This is a genomic window from Saccharopolyspora sp. NFXS83, assembly GCF_026241095.1.
GTDB lineage: Bacteria > Actinomycetota > Actinomycetes > Mycobacteriales > Pseudonocardiaceae > Saccharopolyspora_C.
Genome location: NZ_JAPFGB010000019.1, coordinates 1 through 18,302, shown reverse-complemented (window position 1 = coordinate 18,302; position 18,302 = coordinate 1). Strand labels below are relative to the sequence as shown.

Below are 18,302 nucleotides of genomic sequence, written 5' to 3'. Positions count from 1 at the left end.
TCCAGTGCGGGTGGGGTGCTGGTAGAAGGGCGGTATGAGCGATCAGTCCGCAGTGCGGGTCACCGACCGGTCCGACCGCAGCCGCTTCGAGATCACCGTCGACGGCGTTCTCGCCGGGTTCGCCGAGTACCGGCGAACTCCGGGGCGGGTGGTGATCACCCACACCGAGATCGACGACGCCCACCAGGGCCGGGGGTTGGCGGGGCGGCTCACCGCCGGGGCGCTCGACGTGGTGCGCGACGAGGGGGCGCTGGTCACTCCGCTGTGCGAGTACACCGCCGCCTACATCGGCAAGCACCCGCAGTACCAGGACCTCGTCGACGACCGGCTCGTCCCGCCGGTGTCGTGACCCCGCGCCGTCACCGGTGCGGCGCGCGGATGGGTGCGTGGAGGCTGGTGAGCAGCGCCAACGCGTGCGCGCTGGGGGTGCCGGGTTCCGCGTGGTACAGGATCAGCTGCTGGCCTGGGGCGCTGCGCACGTCGAACGCCTGGTAGGTGAGCGTGAGCGGGCCGACGTCGGGGTGGTGCAGGTGCTTGGGGTCGCCGGTCTTGCCGCGCACCGAGTGGGACTGCCACAGGGTGCGGAACCGTTCGCTGGCGGCGCTGAGTTCGGCGACCAGCCCCGGTAGCGCCGGGTCCGCGTAGCCTTCCGCGATCCGCAGGTTGGCCACGACGGCCTGCGCCGTCCAGTCCCACCGCGCGTAGAAGTGGCGTGCGGCGGGGTCGAGGAAGGTCATGCGCGCGAGGTTGTCGACGCGGGCGAACGGGGCGAACAGGGCGTCGGCGAGCGCGTTGGTGGCCAGCACGCCCAGGGTCCGGTCGAGCACGAGCGCCGGGGTGTGCGGGGAGCCGTCCATGAGTTGCCGCAGCTGCGGACCGACGATCGCCGGTGCCGGGTCGGGAGTTCCCGCCGGGGCGGTGCCGGCGAGCCGGTGCAGGTGGTCGCGGGAGTCGGCGTCGAGGTCGAGCGCTCGGCACAGCGCGTCGAGGACTTGGGCGGACGGGTGGGTTTCGCGGCCCTGCTCCAGCCGCGTGTAGTAGTCGGCGTTGACCCCGGCGAGCACCGCGACCTCTTCGCGCCGCAGGCCGGTGACCTTGCGCCGCCCCGAGTAGACGACGCCCGCGTCGTCGGGAGACCGCTGCGCGCGGCGGGCGCGCAGGAACGCGCCCAGCTCACCACTGCTCATGCCCTCAGCCTAGGGCGATGCCGCGGCCACCGGGTGGGTGCGGCGCACCCCGCCACGGCGGGTCCTGCCGGGAGCGGCGCCGGTCGCCGAAGCTCGAACTCGAAGCACCACAGCGAGCGAGGATGAACGATGAGCACAGCGACAGACCGGCCGGACGCCGACGTGGTGGGCACCTGGGTCACCGCCGACGGCCACATCCGGCAGGAATTGCGCGCCGACGGGCGCTACGACGAAGCGCGCGGTGCGCGGCGCAGCGCCTACACCGGCCGCTACACCGTGACCGGTGACCACCTCGACTACGTCGACGACACCGGTTTCACCGCCACGGGAGACGTCCGCGACGGCGTGCTCCACCATGAGCACCTCGTGCTCCACCGGGAGGAGCGGGCATGACGGGCGCACCGAAAGTCGTCGCGGTCACCGGGGCGAGCAGCGGCATCGGCGAGGCCACCGCACGGCGCCTCGCCGCCGACGGGCACCACGTGTTCCTCGGAGCGCGGCGCACCGACCGCCTCGACGCGCTGAGCGGGGAGATCACCGCCGCCGGCGGCACGGCGGCGTTCCAGCGGCTCGACGTCACCGACGCCGCCGAGGTGCGGGCCTTCATGTCCGCGGCGCGGGACCACTACGGGCGGGTGGACGTGGTGGTCAACAACGCGGGAGTGATGCCGCTGTCGCCGTTGCACGAGCTCAAGTTCGACGAGTGGGATCGGATGATCGACGTCAACGTGCGCGGCGTGCTCCACGGCATCGCCGCCGCGCTGCCGATCATGCGCGAGCAGGGCGGCGGGCAGTTCGTGAACGTCGCGTCGGTCGGCGCCTACGAAGTGGTGCCGACCTCCGCGGTCTACAGCGCCACGAAGTTCGCCGTGCGCGCCGTTTCCGAGGGGCTGCGCCAGGAATCGCCCGGTGACATCAAGGTCACCGTCGTCTCCCCCGGCGTCACCGAATCCGAACTCGCCGACTCCCTCTCCGATCCGCGCGCCCGCGAGGCCATGAAGGCCTACCGGTCGGTGGCCCTACCGGCGGAGGCGATCGCGGACGCCATCGCGTTCGCCATCACCCGGCCAGCCGAGGTCGACGTCAACGAGATCGTGGTGCGCCCCGCGGCCAGCGCCCAGTAGCGGCGCAGCGCTGCCCTGGTGCCCGACCGAGCGGCGTCCGGCACCAGGAGGCCACCGTCTCGGCGTCCGCTCAGGCGGTCTCGGGTCCGGCGATGAACACGTGGTCGTCGTGGTGATCGGGCCAGCCGGGGTCGCCGGTGGCCGCGAACGACACCCACGCCCGGTGCAGCGCGTCGGCGAGCTCCACGTCGGGCGCTTCGCCGAGCAGGCCCCGCGGGCCGGTGGCGACGTCGAGGTTGTGGAACACGAACGGCAGCTCCAGACCGTGGCACGCGCCGAGCCGCCCGTCGAAGCGGGGCGAGGGCCAGGTGAACTCGGCGACGTGGGTGTGCCCGCCCGCGTCGCGGTGGCGCGCGGCGAAATCGCGGGCGGGAAGCCGGAACACCAGGTCCGTCAGCGCCTCGGTGAGCACGGTCCCCGCGGGCCGCTGCCCCAGCCCGTAGGGCTTGAGAGCCTCGGCCGGGTCCGGGTGGGACGCGGCGAGCGCGGCCACGGCCTGCTCGTCGGTGAGGGCGTCGGTGGCGCCCGTCGGAGCCAGGTACAGCGACATCTCGTCGCGGCAGGTGCTCACCAGCAGGTCCACTCCGGTGGCGCCGCCCGCGGCGATCGCCTCACCCGGCGGTACCGGCAGCACGTCGTCGCCGTGCACGGGCAGGAAAGCGCTGAGCCCGAAGCTCGGGTCGTGGCCGTGCTCATCGCGCAGGTCCGGGCCTTGACCGGGTGCCGACAGCGCGGTCTGGGCGGCCAGCAGCCGTTCCGGTTCGACGCCGCGGAACGCCTCGGCGGTGGCGGGGATCGACAGTCGTTGCGCGAGCGCGTCGGTCAGCAGCCTGCCCGCCGCGGGGCCGCGGGTCATGCCGGTGTGCCCGCTCTGCACGATCGCCCGGTCCACCGAACCCGCCAGCAGCGGGGACCCGAGCAGGTCGGCGATGCTCATCGCCCCGGAGGACTGGCCGAAGACGGTGACGTTGCCGGGGTCGCCGCCGAACGCGGCGGCGTTCTCCCGCACCCAGCGCAGCGCGGCGAGCTGGTCGCGCAGGCCCACGTTGGTCGCCCCGATCGGCGCGAACCCTTCCGCGCCGAGCCGGTAGTTGACGGTCACCAGCACCACCCCCGAACGCGCGAACGCGGTGCCGTCGTAGAGGGCCGCCGACCCGGTGCCGCCGACGAACGCGCCGCCGTGCACGAACACCAGCACCGGCAGCCCACCGGCGCCGGGATCGGGGGTGCTGACGTCGACGGTCAGGTAGTCGTGCCCGCCGTCCCAGGCCGGTCCGCGCAGCACGGCGGTGTCGAGCTCGGGGAGGTCGGCGCCGACCGCTTGCGGTGCGATCGGGCCCGGCCGCGCGGCGTCGCGCACCCCGTCCCAGGCCGGTGCCGGGCGCGGCGCGGCGAAGCGCAGTTCCCCGACGGGCGCGGCGGCGTAGGGCACGGCGTGGAACCGCGCGACCCCGCCGCGGTGGTGCCCGCGGACCCGTCCGGACGTGGTGGTGGCGAGCGGGTCGGTCACGATGTGGATCTCCTTCGCGGTGCGCGAGTTGCGCGATCGACTCTAGCCACGGCCGGGCACCGGGCCGCGCCGATCGTTCGCCGCCTGGCGCGGCGGGTGGACGCGTCGGTGGATCTCGATACGGTTCGATCATGACCAACTCCGCGTCGTCCTGGGCCGATGGGCCGCTGCTGGCCTTCGACTTGGAAACCACCGGCACCGACACCGACACCGACCGCATCGTCACCGGCACCTTGATCTCGATCCGGCCAGGTGCGGCGCCGCGGGTGCGCACGTGGCTGGCCGATCCCGGGGTGGAGATCCCCGCGGAAGCCGCCGAGGTCCACGGGATCAGCACCGAGCACGCCCGCGAGCACGGCCGCGACGCCGCGGAGGTGACCGCCGAGATCACCGAGGCGCTCACCGCGGCGTGGGACGCGTCGGTTCCGCTGTGCGTGTTCAACGCGCCGTTCGACCTGTCCCTGCTCACCAGCGAACTGCGGCGCCACCACCACCGCGAGCTGGCGTTGACCGGACCGGTGGTGGATCCGCGCTGCCTGGACAAGCGCCTGGACCGCTACCGCAAGGGCAAGCGGACATTGGGTGCGCTGTGCGAGCACTACCGGGTGCGGCTCGACGCCGCGCACGACTCGGCCGCCGACGCGCTGGCGTGCGCGCGGTTGGCGTGGCGGCTGGCCAAGACCTATCCCGCCGAGGTCGGCACCCGTCCGCTCGGGCTGCTGCACGAGGACCAGACGGGGTGGCACCGCGATCAGCAGCACGACTTCGCGGGGTTCCTGGAGCGCCAGGCCGGGCGCGCCGCCGACGACGCCGAGGCCGACGGGCTGCGGTCGAGGGCGGCGGACGTGCGTTCGCGCGCGGAGCACTGGCCGTTGGCGATGGGTGCCGACGTCGTGCACCACGTCCCGGCGTGACCGCGCCGCCGGGTAATCGCGGGCGGGTCGGCGGCACCTGCGGCGTGCGGCGGCGGGCCGTGCGGGTGCCGCTGCTGCACGCGGAGCCGCCCGGCCTGTCGTGATCTTGCCATCGGGGCTGCGCGGGGGCGTTCCGGTCCTACCGTGTGAGCGCTTTCAGGCTGGTGAGCGGTCTTCTCGCCGCCCGGCCCCCGCCCTGCCCGATGTGAAGGAAGTGCTGTGCGAAACCCCGACCTGCTCCCCCCCGCACGCGGTCCGTGGTGGTGCCGCTGCACCGCGGTGGCCGCGGCCACGATCGTCGTCGCCGGCGCCGTCGCGTTCACCGTTGCCCCAGCACCGTCCGCCGCGCCGCGGCCGGCGCCGACCGCTCCGGCCGCGGCGGCACCGCGCGCGGGCGCGCAGACCCCGTTCGTGTCGATGGAGGCCGAGGACGCCGCCACCAACGGCACCGCGATCGGCCCCGACCTCACCCAGGGCAGCCTCGCCTCGGAGGCCTCGGGGCGGCGCGCGGTGACCTTGGAGGGGCCCGGTCAGTACGTGGAGTTCACCGTCGGCGCCGACGCGAACGCGGTGACGGTGTCCGGCAACGTGCCCGACGGGACGAGCGGTTCGGTGGCGGTGTCGGTCAACGGGCAGCGGGTGGAGGACGCGCTGCAGGTCACCAGCGAGTACTCCTACCTCGACACCCCGGACATCGTCGGATCCGAGACCCACCACCTGTTCGACCACGCGCGGCTGCTGCTGGGCCGGGACGTGCACGCTGGGGACACGGTGCGGCTGGAGCCGGAATCGGTGTCGTCGTACACGGTCGACGTCGCCGACTTCGAGCAGGTCGCGCCCGCCCCGCCCGCGCCGGAGGGCTCGGTGTCGGTGCTCGGCGCCGGTGCCGACCCCACCGGCGCCGCGGATTCGGCGCAGGCGTTCACCTCCGCGATCGAGCAGGCCAGGTCCGCGGGCGGCGAGGTGTGGGTGCCGGAGGGCCGGTTCCGCATCGACACGCCGCTGGCGGTGGACCAGGTCGCGATCACCGGTGCCGGGCCGTGGCGGTCGGTGCTGCTGAGCTCGCACCTGATCGATCAGACCGAGGCGGTCGGCGGGGTCCGGCTGCGGGACTTCGCGGTGATCGGTGAGGTCACCGACCGGGTCGACGATTCGCCGGACAACTTCGTCAACGGCAGCCTCGGCGCCGGTTCGGAGGTCACCGGGTTGTGGTTGCAGCACTTGAAGGTCGGGTTGTGGCTGACCGGCGACAACGACGACCTGCTGGTCGAGGGCAACCGGATCCTGGACACCACCGCCGACGGGCTCAACCTCAACGGGTCGGCGAACCGGGTGCGGGTGCGCGGCAACTTCCTGCGCAACACCGGTGACGACGCGCTGGCGATGTGGTCGCTGAACGCGCCCAACAGCGGCAGCGAGTTCACCGGCAACACGGTGGTGGCGCCGAACCTGGCCAACGGCATCGCGCTCTACGGCGGCACCGATCTGGTGGTGCGCGACAACCTGGTGGCCGACACCAACGCGCTGGGCAGCGGGATCGCCGTCTCCAACCAGGCGTTCGGCGATCCGTTCTTCCCGTTGCAGGACACGATCACCGTCGAGGGCAACGAGCTGGTGCGCACGGGTGCGATGAACCCGAACTGGCAGCACCCGATGGGGGCGTTGCGCGTCGACGCGTTCGACTCGCCGGTCGACGCCGAGGTGCTGATCAGCGACACCACCGCCACCGACAGCCCGTACGGGGTGTTCGAGTTCGTCTCCGGCGGTGGGCAGGGCCACGAGGTCCGCGGTGTCACCGTTGACGGGGCGGCGCTGCGCGGAGTGGGCACCGTGGTCGTGCAGGCCGAGACCGTCGGTTCGGCGGAGCTGCGCAACGTCGTCGCGGAGTCGGTGGGCGCGGCGGGTGTGTACAACTGCCCGGAGGCGGGCGCGTTCGACGTTCGCCTCGGCGAGGGCAACAGCGGCTGGGACGGCACGTGGCCGTGCGGCACTTGGCCTTCGCCGCGCTGATCTCGCTTCGGGCCGATGTCGGGGTCGGCCGGGTGGTCGCTTCCCAGCGGGTTCGCCTCGTGCGAGCGGTTCGCCGTGCCGGGCACGCAGCGGTTGTGGTGGCTTGTGCGGACGGGCTGCGGGGCGAGGCTGGGGCCGTGCGTCGCCACTGACCGTGAGCACGAATTCGCCGGATCCGCGGCCTGAGGTCGGTGTTCGTGCTCACGGTCGGCGACGAGCGGGTGGGGTGTGGCGGGGAACGCATCCCGCCTTCGGCCCTAGCGGCCGGGCTGATCGTCGCAGTTGAGCGCGATGTCGCGCACTGGCGGTGACGGTGCGCGGTGGCTCACCCACATTTCGCGCCCACTCGGGTGGTGCTTTACCGGTCCGTTACCGGTAGGGTCTGATCCGCTGGTGGGTCACCCACTGGTGGTACTGGCCGTTTGCTCCCCGCAGAGTCGATACGGATGACTGTTCAAGACGATCTAGTTCGCCCCTGGTTCCAGCCGGCGGTCTCGCCCGAGCAGCAGGACCGTTCGCGGCCTGACTCCGGGCCCGTGACCACTCGCTTCGTCGGAGAATTGCCCGTCGATGCGGCGCCGGCCCCGCCCGCTACCCCGCAAGGCGCCACGGCACGGCCGGAGGACTTCCTGCCGCGTTCGGAGCCGGCGGTGCCGCGGCCGGATCGAGTCGAGGTGACCCAGCCCTACATCCCGGCGATCCGGGACGAGCGGCCGGAGTTCGCCAAGCGGCTCAACCCGGACCCGCCCACCGCGCGTGCCGCGACCGCCGAACCGGCGGCGCGGAGATCCCCGCAAGGCACGGTCGCCGACTTGACGCCGGTGGCCCCGACCGCTGCTCCGGCCGAGCCGGTGGTGCCGATCCCGGATGCCGCGCCGGCTCCGGTGGCGCCGCAGGCGCGGCCCGCCGCCGCTGCGCAGCAGCCGGTGCGGCGGCGCAGCATCGCCCGCCGCGTGGTGCGCCGCATCATCGGCCCGGATCTGCTGCGCAAGGATCCGCCGAAGAAGCGCCGCGTCGTCGTATGTCCGGCCCTGTTCCGGGGAGCCGCCGGTCCGCCTCGGCGTGGCCGTGTTCGGGTGCCGTCCGGCGACGGGTGCGGCAGGCCGCATCCGGTACGGTGTCGCCGCCCAGGTCGGGCCTGCTCGCGTGTGGTGTCCGCGGGCGGAGGCGGGGAAGGGTTCGGTGCCGTTGTCGCAGGTCGCCTCGTTCGAGCAGGTCGTGGCCCGGTTGCGGGCCGCCGGTTGCGTGTTCGCCGAAGACGAGGCGCGGCTGTTGCTGCGGGCCGCCGCCACGGCCGAACAGCTGGAGGAGTCGGTGGCGCGGCGGGCGTCGGGGCTGCCGTTGGAGCTGGTGCTGGGCTGGGCGGAGTTCTGGGGCCTGCGCATCGTGGTGGAGCCGGGGGTGTTCGTGCCGCGGCGGCGCACCGAGTTCCTGGCGCGGCGCGCGGTGATCGCGGCGCGCGCGGCGGGTTCGGCGCCGGTGGTGGTCGACCTGTGCTGCGGCAGTGGCGCGGTGGGTGCGGTGGTGGCCGCGGAAGTGCCCGGGGCCGTGGTGCACGCGGCCGACGTCGATGCGGCGGCGGTGCGGTGCGCGCGGCGGAACCTGCCGGTTGATCGGGTGCACGCGGGCGATCTGGGCTCGGCGTTGCCGGAGTCGGTGCGGGGCCGGGTCGACGTGCTGGCGGTCAACGCCCCGTACGTGCCGACGGAGCGGATCGCGATGATGCCGCCGGAGGCCCGCGACCACGAGCCGCGGGTGGCGCTCGACGGTGGCGCCGACGGGCTGGCCGTGCACCGCCGCGTCGCGGCTGCCGCGCCGGGCCTGCTGGCGGCCGGGGGCGTGGTGTTGATCGAGACGAGCACCGGGCAGGCGCCGCGGACGGCCGCGGCGGTCACCGAGCACGGGTTGGACGCGCGGATCGTCACCGACCCGGACGTGGCGGCGACCGTGGTGATCGGCACCGCCCGGTGACGTCGCCGCCTGATCGCGGGAACACATGCGCATGTCCGAGTCCCGGAATCTGGAAGGCGTTGCGCCGCAGCGGGATCGGCTCAGTATCCTAGTCCGTCGCCCGTCCCTGAAAATCCACAAAGGACACTGATGGTGTTGATCACCGAACCGGCCGGTTCGCCGGTGCTGGCCGACAGCGTGCGGCTCTGCGACGACGGGGTGCACCTGCTCGACCGCAGGGTGTTCCCGTTCGAGCGGACCTGGGTGCACGCGCGCACCGTCGACGAGGTCGCCCGCGCCATCGAGGACATGGTCACCCAGTCCAGCGGGCCGTACTTCGCCGCGCTGTGGGGGATGGCGCTGGCCGCGCGCCAGGCCGCCGCCGACGAACCCCGGCAGCTGCGGCTGCGGCTGGCCGAGGCCGCCGAACGGCTCATCGCCACCCGCCCCACCAACGACCACCAGCGGATCGCGGTGTCCTGGGTGCTCGACGCGGTCGAGGCCGAGCGGGACCGCGCCGAGGACTCCCCCGAGCAGCTGGCCGCCGCCGCACTGGCCGGGGCGCACGCCGGGGACGCCGACTACCGGGGCCGCAGCCGGGCGATGGGCGTGGCCGCCGCGGCGCTGCTGCCCGACGAGGGCCGCGTCCTGACCCACTGCTGGGGTGATCTGTACCTGACCGAGACGGTCGCCGCCGCGTTGCGCGCGGGCAAGCGGCTGTCGTTCTTCTGCACCGAGACACGCCCCTACCTGCAGGGCGCCCGGTTGACCGCGGAGACCCTCGCCGAGATGGGGGTGCCCACGACGCTGGTCACCGACGGCATGGGCGCCTCGCTGTTCAGCGGCGGCGAAGTGGACGCGCTGGTCACCGCCAGCGACCGGGTCACCCTCGACGGGCACGTGATCAACAAGGTGGGCACGTTGCAGCTGGCGGTGGCCGCGCACGCCTTCGGGGTGCCGTTCCACGCGTTGTGCCACGGCCCCGACCCGAAAGCGCCGACCGCGGCCGACGTGCCGATCGAGTACCGCGACGGCGACGACGTGCTGCACACGCTGGGGCGGCGCACCGCGAGCGAGCGGGTGCGCGGGCACTACCCGGCGTTCGACGTGACACCGCCGCGGTTCGTGACCACCGTGGTCACCGACCGCGGCCCGTTCGACCCGGACGAGCTGGCCGGATACGCCACGGCCCAGCAGTGGGAGGAGAGTTCGTGACCGCACCGACACCGGCCCGCTGGGTCGTGATCGACATCGAGGGGACGGTGACCCCGACCAGCCAGGTCCACCGCGTCCTCTACGACTACGCCCGGCCGCGCCTGGGCCCGTGGATCGACGCGCATCCGCACGACCCGCAGGTGCGAGCGGCCGTCGAAGCCGTGCGCGCGGAGGCCGGGCTCGGCGCCGAGGCGGGCACGGCCGCGATCGTCGAGGTGCTGCACGGGTGGATGGACGCCGACCGCAAGGCCACGCCCCTGAAGACCTTGCAGGGCCTGATCTGGCAGCAGGGCTACGCCGACCGGGAACTGCGCACCGACCTGTTCGCGGACGTGGTGGGCGCCCTGCTGCAGTTCCGGGAGCAGCGCGCGGGCCTGGCGGTGTTCTCCTCGGGATCGGTGGCCGCGCAGATCGCGTCGTTCTCGCACACCGCCGACGGGGACCTGCGCCACCTGTTCACCCACCACTTCGACACGGTCAACGCCGGGCCGAAGCGTGAGGCGGACTCCTACCGGGCGATGACCGAGGTCCTCGAGACCGCGCCGGGCGACGTGCTGTTCGCCTCCGACGTGCCCGCCGAACTCGACGCCGCCGCCGAAGCCGGGTGGCGCACCGTGGGCCTGGCGCGGCCCGGTGAACCGTTCGCCGACGCCGATTTCGGCGCGCACCGCACGGTGACCACCTTCGACGACATCAGCATCGAGGTACCCGCGTGACCGGGACGGTCACCGCGGCCGAGCTGGAGCGGGCCGGTGCGGCGCTGGCCACGGAGTCGGCACGGTTCGCGGGGCTGGGCTGGATGCGGGGCACCTCCGGCAACCTGTCGGTGACGCTGCGGTCGGACCCGCTGCGGCTGGCGGTGACCACCAGCGGACGCGACAAGGGCCTGCTGCGGGCCGAAGACGTGGTGGTCGTCGACGCCGACGGCGCCGCCGTGCCCGACCAGCCACGCCCGGGGCCACGCCCCTCGGCGGAGGCCGGGTTGCACGCCCGCATCGCCCGCGTGGCAGGGGCGGGCGCGGTGGTGCACGTGCACGTGCTGGCCCCGGTGCTGGCCGCCGAGCGCTGGCCCGGCGGGGTGGTGCTGCGCGACCTGGAGATGCTCAAGGGCCTCGGCCGCGGCGCCCACGACGACGTGGTGACGGTGCCGGTCGTGGCCAACTCGCAGGACATGACATGGCTGGGCGACCGCTTCGAGGACGGCTTCGACCCGGCGACACCGGCGTTGATCGTCGCCCGCCACGGCGTGTACGTGTGGGGCGACGACCTCGAACAGGCCCGGCACCGCGCGGAGTGCCTGGAGTGGCTGGTGTCGTTCACCCTCGCCGCGAACCAGGCCGGACACATCTGAACAGGAGAGCCACATGACGCTGCTGACCGTGTGGGACGACACCGATCCCGCCACCGCCACGGTGCGCACCGAGGACCCCGCCGAGATCGGCGACGTCCTCAGGGAGTTCGGGGTGCGCTTCGAACGCTGGGAGCTGCGGGACCTGCCCGCCGACCCGACCTCCGATCAGGTCCTCGACGCCTACCGGGCGGAGGTGGACCGGGTCATCGACAGCGAGGGCTACATCAAGGTCGACGCGATCGCGATGAGCCCGTCCGACGACCCGCAGTGGCCGGCGAAGGCGAAGGCGGCGCGGGAGAAGTTCCTCTCCGAGCACACCCACGACGACGACGAGGACCGGTTCTTCGCCCGCGGCGCCGGGGTGTTCTACCTGCACCTGCAGGGCAAGGTGTACGCGGTGCTGTGCGAGGCGGGTGACCTGCTGAGCGTGCCCGCGAACACCACGCACTGGTTCGACATGGGCACCAGCCCCGACTTCGTGTCGATCCGCTTCTTCCACGACGACGACGGCTGGATCGGCGAGTTCCTCAACACCGACACCGCCGAGCGCTTCCCCGGTTTCGACGAGCTGATCGCCTCCCGCGGCTGATCCGCGACCGGAGCCGCGCCCCGCACCGCCCGCCGGTGCCGGGCGTCGCCACATCCAGGGGCCACCCGCGTGCTCAGCGGCAGGCGCCTTCGATCGCGTCGGCCCCGGCGACCGCGCCGCCCGCGGCGGCCACTTCGACGCGCATCGCGGCGAGGTTCGCGCGGATCCGCTCGTCGGCGGCGACCTCGTCGACGGCCGCGCGCACACCGCTCGCGGTGAGCTCGTCGTCGCGCAGGCGGCGGCCGAGCCCGAGCGCGGTGACGTGATCGGCGTTGATGGCCTGTTCGAGCATCTGCGGCACCCCGACCATCGGCACCCCGTAGGCCAGGGCCTCCGTGGTGGAGCCCATGCCGTTGTGGGTGACGAACGCGGAGGCGCGCCGCAGCACACCGGGCTGCGGGAAGCTGGGGCGCACGTCGAAGTTCGCGGGGATCTCGCCCAGCTCGGCGACCTCGACGCTGCCGCCGATGGACATCGCGACCTGCCAGCGGCCGTCGCCGAACGCGTCGAGGAACGTGCGGTACAGGTCGGGGCGGTTGTTGAACGCGGTGCCCAGGGAGATGAACAGCAGCGGAGCCTGCCCGTCGGCGGGCGCGTAGTCCTGCTCGGCACGGCTTCCCAGGCAGGGGCCGATGAAGTGGAACCGGTCGTCGAAGGTCTCCGCGCCGATCTGGAAGGCCTTCGGCAGGAACACGACGCTGGTCGCGCGCTCCACCGGGCGCATCGGGAACTGGTCGCCGGGCAGCTCGAAGTCCTCGGCGATCTCCTGGAACAGGCCGACGGCCTTCACCAGCACGGGGTCCTGCGGGTCGAAGCCCTCCGGCATCATCCGCTGCTGCAACGACATGTCCTCGTTCGAGGCGAAGCTCGGCATCAGCGACACGAGGGGAACGTCGAGCTTGTCCGCGAGCATCCGCCCGACGGGGGTGAGCATGTCGAAGCACACCACGTCCGGCCGGTCCTGCTCGAAGTGCTCCAGCAGCACCGGCAGCGCGGTGCGGCATTCGCCGTGCAGGTATTCGAGCATCCCGGCCATCGTCTCGACGGTCATCTCCATGCCGGGGGTGACCGTCGGCATCGACATGGGCAGCTCGACCCCGCGGGCACCGGCTTGCTCGACGGTGCCGAGCATGCGCTCACCGGTGGCGTAGCTGACCCGGTGCCCACGCCGCGCCAGCTCCTCGACCAGCGGCAACGTCGGATTGATGTGGCCGTGGCCCGGCGCGGTGACCACGGCGATGTGCTTGTTCACGGTTCCCCTTGCGATCGGCACTGGCCTTGTCGGCCCCTACCGGTCGAGTCTGCCCGCGCCCACCTGGCCGTGGTGGCACGGGTCCGTGCGGTGATCCTCACACCGCGTGTTCTCACGGCGGCGCGGACGGCAATCGCCGGGGTGCCGCACAGGTGGGGGCGAAAGCCTCCGGTCGAGCCCCGCCCCGGCCGGGAACCTGGGAGTGGCCGGCGGACACCGCGAGGGGAAGGACGCACCGATGCCGACGTTGATCACCCACGATGGCACCGAGATCTTCTACAAGGACTGGGGCACGGGCACGCCGGTGGTGTTCAGCCACGGCTGGCCGTTGAACGCCGACGTGTGGGACGAGCAGCTGATGCTCGTCGCCTCGCACGGGTTCCGCGGCATCGCCCACGACCGCCGGGGCCACGGCCGTTCCGCCCAGACCTGGGACGGCAACGACATGAACACCTACGCCGAGGACCTCGCCGCCCTGCTCGACGCCCTGGACCTGCGCGACGCGATCCTGGTGGGGCACTCCACCGGTGGCGGCGAGGTCACCCGCTACATCGGCAGGCACGGCACGGGGCGGGTCGCCAAAGCCGTGCTGCTGAGCGCGGTGCCCCCGCTGATGCTGCGCACCCCGGCGAACCCGGACGGGCAGCCGATCGAGGTGTTCGACGAGATCCGCGCCGGGGTCGCCACCGACCGCTCCCAGTTCTACCGGGACCTCTCGGCGCCGTTCTACGGCGCGAACCGCGCGAGGTCGGCCGTCTCCGACGGGCTGCGCGACGCGTTCTGGCTGATGAGCATGCAGGCCGGGCTGAAAGCCGCGTTGGACTGCGTGGCGGCGTTCTCCGAAACCGACTTCACCGAGGACCTGCGCCGCTTCGACGTGCCGACGTTGATCGTGCACGGCGACGACGACCAGATCGTGCCGATCGGCGCCGCCGCGACGCGCTCGGCGCAGCTGGTCCCGGACGCGACGCTCACGGTGCACTCCGGTGCCCCGCACGGGCTCGTGGGCGCGCACCGCGACGAGTTCCACACCGACCTGCTGGGGTTCCTCACCTCCCCCGCCGCCGAACGCCTCGGCGCGCGGTAGGAACGGCGAAGACCGGCGGGGCGAGGCCTCAGCCGATCACAACGGCCTCGCCCCGCGCACGACCACCCCGATAACTATACCGGGATAGTTGTACCGGACGTATGATCCCGGGCATGGTGCGCGTACCGCTGAGCCCGGACGAACGAACCCGCGGCGAGAACCTCGGCCGACTCCTGCGCACCGCACGCGGCGACCGCAGCATCATCGACGTCGCCACCGGCGCCGGAATCTCCGCCGAAACCCTCCGCAAGATCGAAACCGGACGCATCCCCACCCCCGCGTTCTTCACCGTCGCCGCCGTCGCCGCCGAAGTCGGCCTCTCCCTCGACGTGCTGCACACCGAAACCACCCCGGCGGCCCGCACCGCGTGACACAGCCCGGCCACCACCCGATCAGCCCTTCACGCACACCACCTGCTTGAGGTGGGCGACGACCTCCACCAAATCCGCCTGCGCCCGCATCACCTCGTCGATGTCCTTGTACGCCGCCGGAATCTCATCCACCACACCCGCGTCCTTGCGGCACTCCACACCCTCGGTCTGCGCCACCAGATCCGCCGCCGTGAACTCCCGGCGCGCCCTCGTGCGCGACATCGCCCGCCCCGCACCGTGCGACGCCGACGCGAACGACTCCGCATTCCCCAAGCCGCGCACGATGAACGAACCCGTGCCCATGCTGCCCGGAATGATCCCCAGATCCCCGCTCCCCGCACGAATCGCGCCCTTGCGGGTCACCAGCAACTCCACCCCGTCGTAGGACTCCTCCGCGACGTAGTTGTGATGGCACGAAATCGGCTCGCCGAACCGCGTCCCCGGCACCGTCGCCACCAGCGCCCGCTGCACCAGCGACACCATCACCGCCCGATTCCGCCGCGCGTACTCCTGCGCCCAGAACAAATCCCGCCGGTACGACTCCATCTGCGGCGTGCCCGCCACGAACACCGCCAGATCCCGATCAGGCAGATCCGCGTTGTGCGGCAACGACCGCGCCACCTCCATGTGCCGCTGCGCCAACTCCTTGCCGATGTTGCGCGACCCCGAATGCAGCATCAACCACACCCGCCCCGCATCCGCACCACCCCGCTCCAGGCACACCTCGATGAAGTGGTTCCCACCACCGAGACTGCCCAGCTGCCGCAACGCCCGCCCCCGACGCCCGCGCACCCCCTCGTGCAACCCGCCGAACCGGCCCCAGAACCCGTCCCAACCGGACTCACCACCCACCGGCGACACGTCCACCGGCTCGTCGTGCATCGAAAACCCCACCGGCACCGCCGACTCGATCCGCCGCCGCAACCGCCCCAGATCATCCGGCAGATCCACCGCCCGCAACGACGTGCGCACCGCGCTCATCCCGCACCCGATGTCCACCCCCACCGCCGCCGGCGACACCGCATCGCGCATCGCGATCACGCTGCCCACCGTCGCGCCCTTGCCCAAGTGCACATCCGGCATCACCGCCAACCCGTGCACCCACGGCAGATTCGCGATGTTGCGCAACTGCTCCATCGCCGCGGCCTCCACCCGCTCCGGATCCGCCCACATCCGGATCGGCACCGAAGCGCCCCCCACCACACCGACCACGACGACCTCCCCAGAACCACCAGGAAGCCACGCCTCCCGGAACACGACGCAAAAAAAGCCCGAGCCACCCGGCCCGGACACCACCACCGCACCAGCAGCAGCGTCAGAACACGCCCCCGCGCACAGGCGACCCGGACCACGAGCACCACAACCGCCGCCACACGCCCACCAGACCACCTCCCACGACCCCGACCACACCGATCATGACGACCCGCGAAACCCACCAGCAAACGAATTTCCGCCCCACCGCACCACTACCCGGCGACCCGCGCGAAATCCGTCGTCAACGTGTGCGCCTTCGCAGGCCCCGCCACCCGCCACTGCTGCCACCACGAATCCGGCCCCGACACCACGAACTCACCCCGGTACACATCCGCCCGGCACGGATGCTCCACCCGCCAACGACCCGACCGCAGATCCAAATCGTGGAAGAAATCCCCGTAGTCGAAGAACACCGACGCCCGCCCAGGCCCCGTCACCCGGTAATGCAACGTGCGCTGCGCAGAACCCCGATGCGCCCCCAACACCAACTCACCGCGCTCCCGGTACACCAACAACCCGCCCGGCTCCGCAGCGAACACCGCCTCACCCTCGAAACCACCCAACCGCGCACCCGAGTCGTCCACGATCCCCCGCACCACACCCCACGTACCGGCGAAGAACCCCGCCACGTCCGCCACCGCGAACCCCTCGGTCACGACGCCGCCCCCGACGACCCCGTCGAACCACCCACCACCGCATCCGACGACGCCGCCTCCTTCGGCGGCAACAACGCCGACACGTCCGAACCCGTGTCGTTCACCTTCACCACGAACGGCCGCGTCTCCGTGTACCGCACCACGCTCAACGAACACGGATCCACCACGATCCGCTGAAAACCGTCCAGATGCACGCCCAACGCATCCGCCAACACCGACTTGATCACATCACCGTGCGAGCACGCCAACCACACCGCGTTCGGCCCGAACTCCGCCGACACCCGCGCATCGTGCTCCCGCACCGCGGCCACCGCCCGCGCCTGCACCTGCGCCAAACCCTCACCACCCGGGAACACCGCCGCCGACGGATGCTGCTGCACCACCGACCACAACGACTCCCCCGTCAACTCCGAAACCTTCCGCCCCGTCCACTCCCCGTAATCCACCTCGGACAACCGCTCGTCCACCACCGGCACCAGCCCGCGCGACGCCGCGAACTCCCGCACCGTCTCCGCGCACCGCTGCAACGGCGACACCACCACCGACGACACCGGGACCTCGCCCAACCGCGCCCCCAGCCCGGCCACCTGCGACGACCCCGTCGAATCCAGCCCCACCCCCGGACTGCGCCCGGCGAGCACGCCCGAACCGTTCGCCGCCGACCGTGCGTGCCTGAGCAAGATGAGAGTCGCCACGACCGCCGAGGGTAACGACAACGCCCCACCCGAGTCGCGCGGCGGGGTCCGATCCCGCACCCCCGAAGCGACACCACGCCCCACCCGGAAAGCACAACGGCCCGGCGCCGAACAGGCACCGGGCCGCCGCGCGGACGAACCACCGATCAGGGCTGCATCACACCGAAGCCCAACAACGCGAACACCAGCAGACCGAGCCCGATCCGATACCACACGAACAAGTACACGCTGTGGCGCTCCACGAACCGCAACAACCACGCGATGCACGCGAAACCGACCACACCCGCGACCACCGTCGCCACGATCATCTGCACCCCCGAAGGATGCAGACCCGGACCACCCTCGAAGACGTGCGGAATCTCCGACAACCCCGCCGCGAACACCGCCGGAATCGCCAACAAGAACGAGAACCGCACCGCCGTCGGACGCGTCAACCCCAACGACAGACCAGCCGTGATAGTGCCACCGGAACGCGACACACCCGGAATCAACGCCAACGACTGCGCCAACCCCATCAGCACACCATCGCGCATCGTCAACTCGTCCTGCGCCCGCACCTGCCTGCCGAACCGCTCAGCCAGACCCAGCAGCACACCGAACACGATCAACATCGCCCCGGTCACCCACAGGCTCCGCAACGCTCCCCGAATCATGTCCTGGAACAACAACCCCAGAACCGCGATCGGAATGCTGCCCACGATCACGAACCACGCCAACCGGTAATCCTGCGTCCGCCGCACCTCGGCATTCACCAGACCCCGGAACCACGTCCCGACCAACCGCACGATGTCCTTCGCGAAGAAGATCACCACGGCCAGTTCCGTCCCGATCTGCGTCACCGCGGTGAACGACGCACCCGCGTCCACACCGAAGAACAACTCCGAGACGATCCGCAAATGCCCTGACGACGAAATCGGCAGGAACTCGGTCAGACCCTGGACCACGGCGAGCACCATGGCCTGCAACCACGACAACTGAACCCACTCCAGCACATTTCGAGAGATGAACCAGGCACGCACCGGCCACGCACCCGGGGCGAACGCCTCCCCCTCGACCGCAAATCTTGCAACACCGCCCGCACCCGCCCGTGACCACCCCGGCCCCACCCACCACCAGCGACGACCACACCCCCACCAC

General features: G+C 72.2%; 20 protein-coding genes. 12 read left to right on the top strand and 8 right to left on the bottom strand.

Annotated elements, in window-relative coordinates:
- The first annotated feature begins 34 nt into the window (after nucleotides 1-34).
- Nucleotides 35-349, top strand: coding sequence for a GNAT family N-acetyltransferase (locus OOZ19_RS20400; RefSeq protein ID WP_266091734.1), 315 nt, complete (start codon nucleotides 35-37; stop codon nucleotides 347-349).
- A gap of 10 nt (nucleotides 350-359) precedes the next feature.
- On the opposite strand, the gene OOZ19_RS20395 is transcribed toward OOZ19_RS20400, so the two are convergent.
- Complete coding sequence (locus OOZ19_RS20395) at nucleotides 360-1,187, bottom strand: helix-turn-helix transcriptional regulator (RefSeq protein ID WP_266091733.1); 828 nt, start codon at nucleotides 1,185-1,187, stop codon at nucleotides 360-362.
- Between the two features lie 129 nt (nucleotides 1,188-1,316).
- On the opposite strand from OOZ19_RS20395, the gene OOZ19_RS20390 reads away from it, so the two are divergent.
- Together OOZ19_RS20390 and OOZ19_RS20385 are read left to right on the top strand one after the other, a co-directional pair.
- The gene (locus tag OOZ19_RS20390; protein WP_266091732.1) at nucleotides 1,317-1,580 is read left to right on the top strand and encodes an Atu4866 domain-containing protein; all 264 of its coding nucleotides are present in this window, start codon (nucleotides 1,317-1,319) and stop codon (nucleotides 1,578-1,580) included.
- A complete protein-coding gene (locus OOZ19_RS20385; RefSeq protein ID WP_266091731.1) occupies nucleotides 1,577-2,311 on the top strand; it encodes an SDR family oxidoreductase in 735 nt (244 codons plus the stop codon). Before OOZ19_RS20390 ends, OOZ19_RS20385 begins: the two co-directional genes overlap by 4 nt.
- Before the next feature lie 70 nt (nucleotides 2,312-2,381).
- Here the strand turns inward: OOZ19_RS20385 and OOZ19_RS20380 are convergent, their stop codons facing one another.
- The gene (locus OOZ19_RS20380) at nucleotides 2,382-3,821 is read right to left on the bottom strand and encodes a carboxylesterase/lipase family protein (RefSeq protein ID WP_266091730.1); all 1,440 of its coding nucleotides are present in this window, start codon (nucleotides 3,819-3,821) and stop codon (nucleotides 2,382-2,384) included.
- A gap of 131 nt (nucleotides 3,822-3,952) precedes the next feature.
- Between OOZ19_RS20380 and OOZ19_RS20375 the strand changes: the two genes are divergently transcribed.
- Both OOZ19_RS20375 and OOZ19_RS20370 read left to right on the top strand, forming a co-directional pair.
- Nucleotides 3,953-4,735 carry an exonuclease domain-containing protein gene (locus OOZ19_RS20375; protein ID WP_266091729.1) on the top strand — a complete coding sequence of 261 codons (783 nt, stop codon included), beginning with the start codon at nucleotides 3,953-3,955 and terminating at the stop codon, nucleotides 4,733-4,735.
- Nucleotides 4,736-4,954: 219 nt separating this feature from the next.
- The gene (locus OOZ19_RS20370) at nucleotides 4,955-6,745 is read left to right on the top strand and encodes a right-handed parallel beta-helix repeat-containing protein (protein WP_266091728.1); all 1,791 of its coding nucleotides are present in this window, start codon (nucleotides 4,955-4,957) and stop codon (nucleotides 6,743-6,745) included.
- A 685-nt stretch (nucleotides 6,746-7,430) separates the two neighbouring features.
- Here the strand turns inward: OOZ19_RS20370 and OOZ19_RS20365 are convergent.
- Nucleotides 7,431-7,736 (bottom strand): hypothetical protein, encoded by a 306-nt coding sequence (locus OOZ19_RS20365; protein WP_266091727.1) that lies wholly within the window; start codon nucleotides 7,734-7,736, stop codon nucleotides 7,431-7,433.
- A 191-nt stretch (nucleotides 7,737-7,927) separates the two neighbouring features.
- Between OOZ19_RS20365 and OOZ19_RS20360 the strand changes: the two genes are divergently transcribed.
- The 5 genes from OOZ19_RS20360 to OOZ19_RS20340 all read left to right on the top strand — a co-directional run bounded on the left by OOZ19_RS20360 (nucleotide 7,928) and on the right by OOZ19_RS20340 (nucleotide 11,850).
- Nucleotides 7,928-8,716, top strand: coding sequence for a putative protein N(5)-glutamine methyltransferase (locus tag OOZ19_RS20360; RefSeq protein WP_266091726.1), 789 nt, complete (start codon nucleotides 7,928-7,930; stop codon nucleotides 8,714-8,716).
- Between the two features lie 129 nt (nucleotides 8,717-8,845).
- Nucleotides 8,846-9,910, top strand: a complete 1,065-nt coding sequence (locus OOZ19_RS20355; RefSeq protein ID WP_266091725.1) for a s-methyl-5-thioribose-1-phosphate isomerase — start codon at nucleotides 8,846-8,848, stop codon at nucleotides 9,908-9,910.
- Complete coding sequence (mtnC, locus tag OOZ19_RS20350; protein WP_266091724.1) at nucleotides 9,907-10,626, top strand: acireductone synthase; 720 nt, start codon at nucleotides 9,907-9,909, stop codon at nucleotides 10,624-10,626. The genes OOZ19_RS20355 and mtnC overlap by 4 nt, the downstream gene beginning before the upstream one ends.
- Nucleotides 10,623-11,261: a methylthioribulose 1-phosphate dehydratase gene (gene mtnB, locus OOZ19_RS20345; protein WP_266091723.1), complete on the top strand. Its 639-nt coding sequence runs from the start codon at nucleotides 10,623-10,625 to the stop codon at nucleotides 11,259-11,261. Before mtnC ends, mtnB begins: the two co-directional genes overlap by 4 nt.
- A 13-nt stretch (nucleotides 11,262-11,274) precedes the next feature.
- On the top strand, nucleotides 11,275-11,850 hold the full coding sequence (locus OOZ19_RS20340; RefSeq protein ID WP_266091722.1) for a 1,2-dihydroxy-3-keto-5-methylthiopentene dioxygenase: 576 nt from the start codon (nucleotides 11,275-11,277) through the stop codon (nucleotides 11,848-11,850).
- A gap of 73 nt (nucleotides 11,851-11,923) precedes the next feature.
- On the opposite strand, the gene OOZ19_RS20335 is transcribed toward OOZ19_RS20340, so the two are convergent.
- Entirely contained in the window at nucleotides 11,924-13,102 is a 1,179-nt protein-coding gene (locus tag OOZ19_RS20335; protein WP_266091721.1) for a macrolide family glycosyltransferase, read from the bottom strand.
- A 238-nt stretch (nucleotides 13,103-13,340) separates the two neighbouring features.
- On the opposite strand from OOZ19_RS20335, the gene OOZ19_RS20330 reads away from it, so the two are divergent.
- Nucleotides 13,341-14,189, top strand: a complete 849-nt coding sequence (locus tag OOZ19_RS20330; RefSeq protein WP_266091720.1) for an alpha/beta fold hydrolase — start codon at nucleotides 13,341-13,343, stop codon at nucleotides 14,187-14,189.
- Between the two features lie 113 nt (nucleotides 14,190-14,302).
- Nucleotides 14,303-14,560 carry a helix-turn-helix domain-containing protein gene (locus OOZ19_RS20325; protein ID WP_266091719.1) on the top strand — a complete coding sequence of 86 codons (258 nt, stop codon included), beginning with the start codon at nucleotides 14,303-14,305 and terminating at the stop codon, nucleotides 14,558-14,560.
- Nucleotides 14,561-14,581: 21 nt separating this feature from the next.
- Here the strand turns inward: OOZ19_RS20325 and OOZ19_RS20320 are convergent, their stop codons facing one another.
- The 4 genes from OOZ19_RS20320 to OOZ19_RS20305 all read right to left on the bottom strand — a co-directional run bounded on the left by OOZ19_RS20320 (nucleotide 14,582) and on the right by OOZ19_RS20305 (nucleotide 18,157).
- A complete protein-coding gene (locus OOZ19_RS20320) occupies nucleotides 14,582-15,772 on the bottom strand; it encodes an RtcB family protein (protein WP_323055163.1) in 1,191 nt (396 codons plus the stop codon).
- Between the two features lie 254 nt (nucleotides 15,773-16,026).
- Nucleotides 16,027-16,470, bottom strand: coding sequence for a DUF6314 family protein (locus OOZ19_RS20315; protein WP_266091718.1), 444 nt, complete (start codon nucleotides 16,468-16,470; stop codon nucleotides 16,027-16,029).
- Entirely contained in the window at nucleotides 16,467-17,165 is a 699-nt protein-coding gene (locus tag OOZ19_RS20310) for an MSMEG_4193 family putative phosphomutase (protein WP_266091717.1), read from the bottom strand. Before OOZ19_RS20310 ends, OOZ19_RS20315 begins: the two co-directional genes overlap by 4 nt.
- 146 nt (nucleotides 17,166-17,311) lie before the next feature.
- Entirely contained in the window at nucleotides 17,312-18,157 is an 846-nt protein-coding gene (locus tag OOZ19_RS20305; RefSeq protein WP_266091716.1) for an undecaprenyl-diphosphate phosphatase, read from the bottom strand.
- Nucleotides 18,158-18,302: the final 145 nt, after the last annotated feature.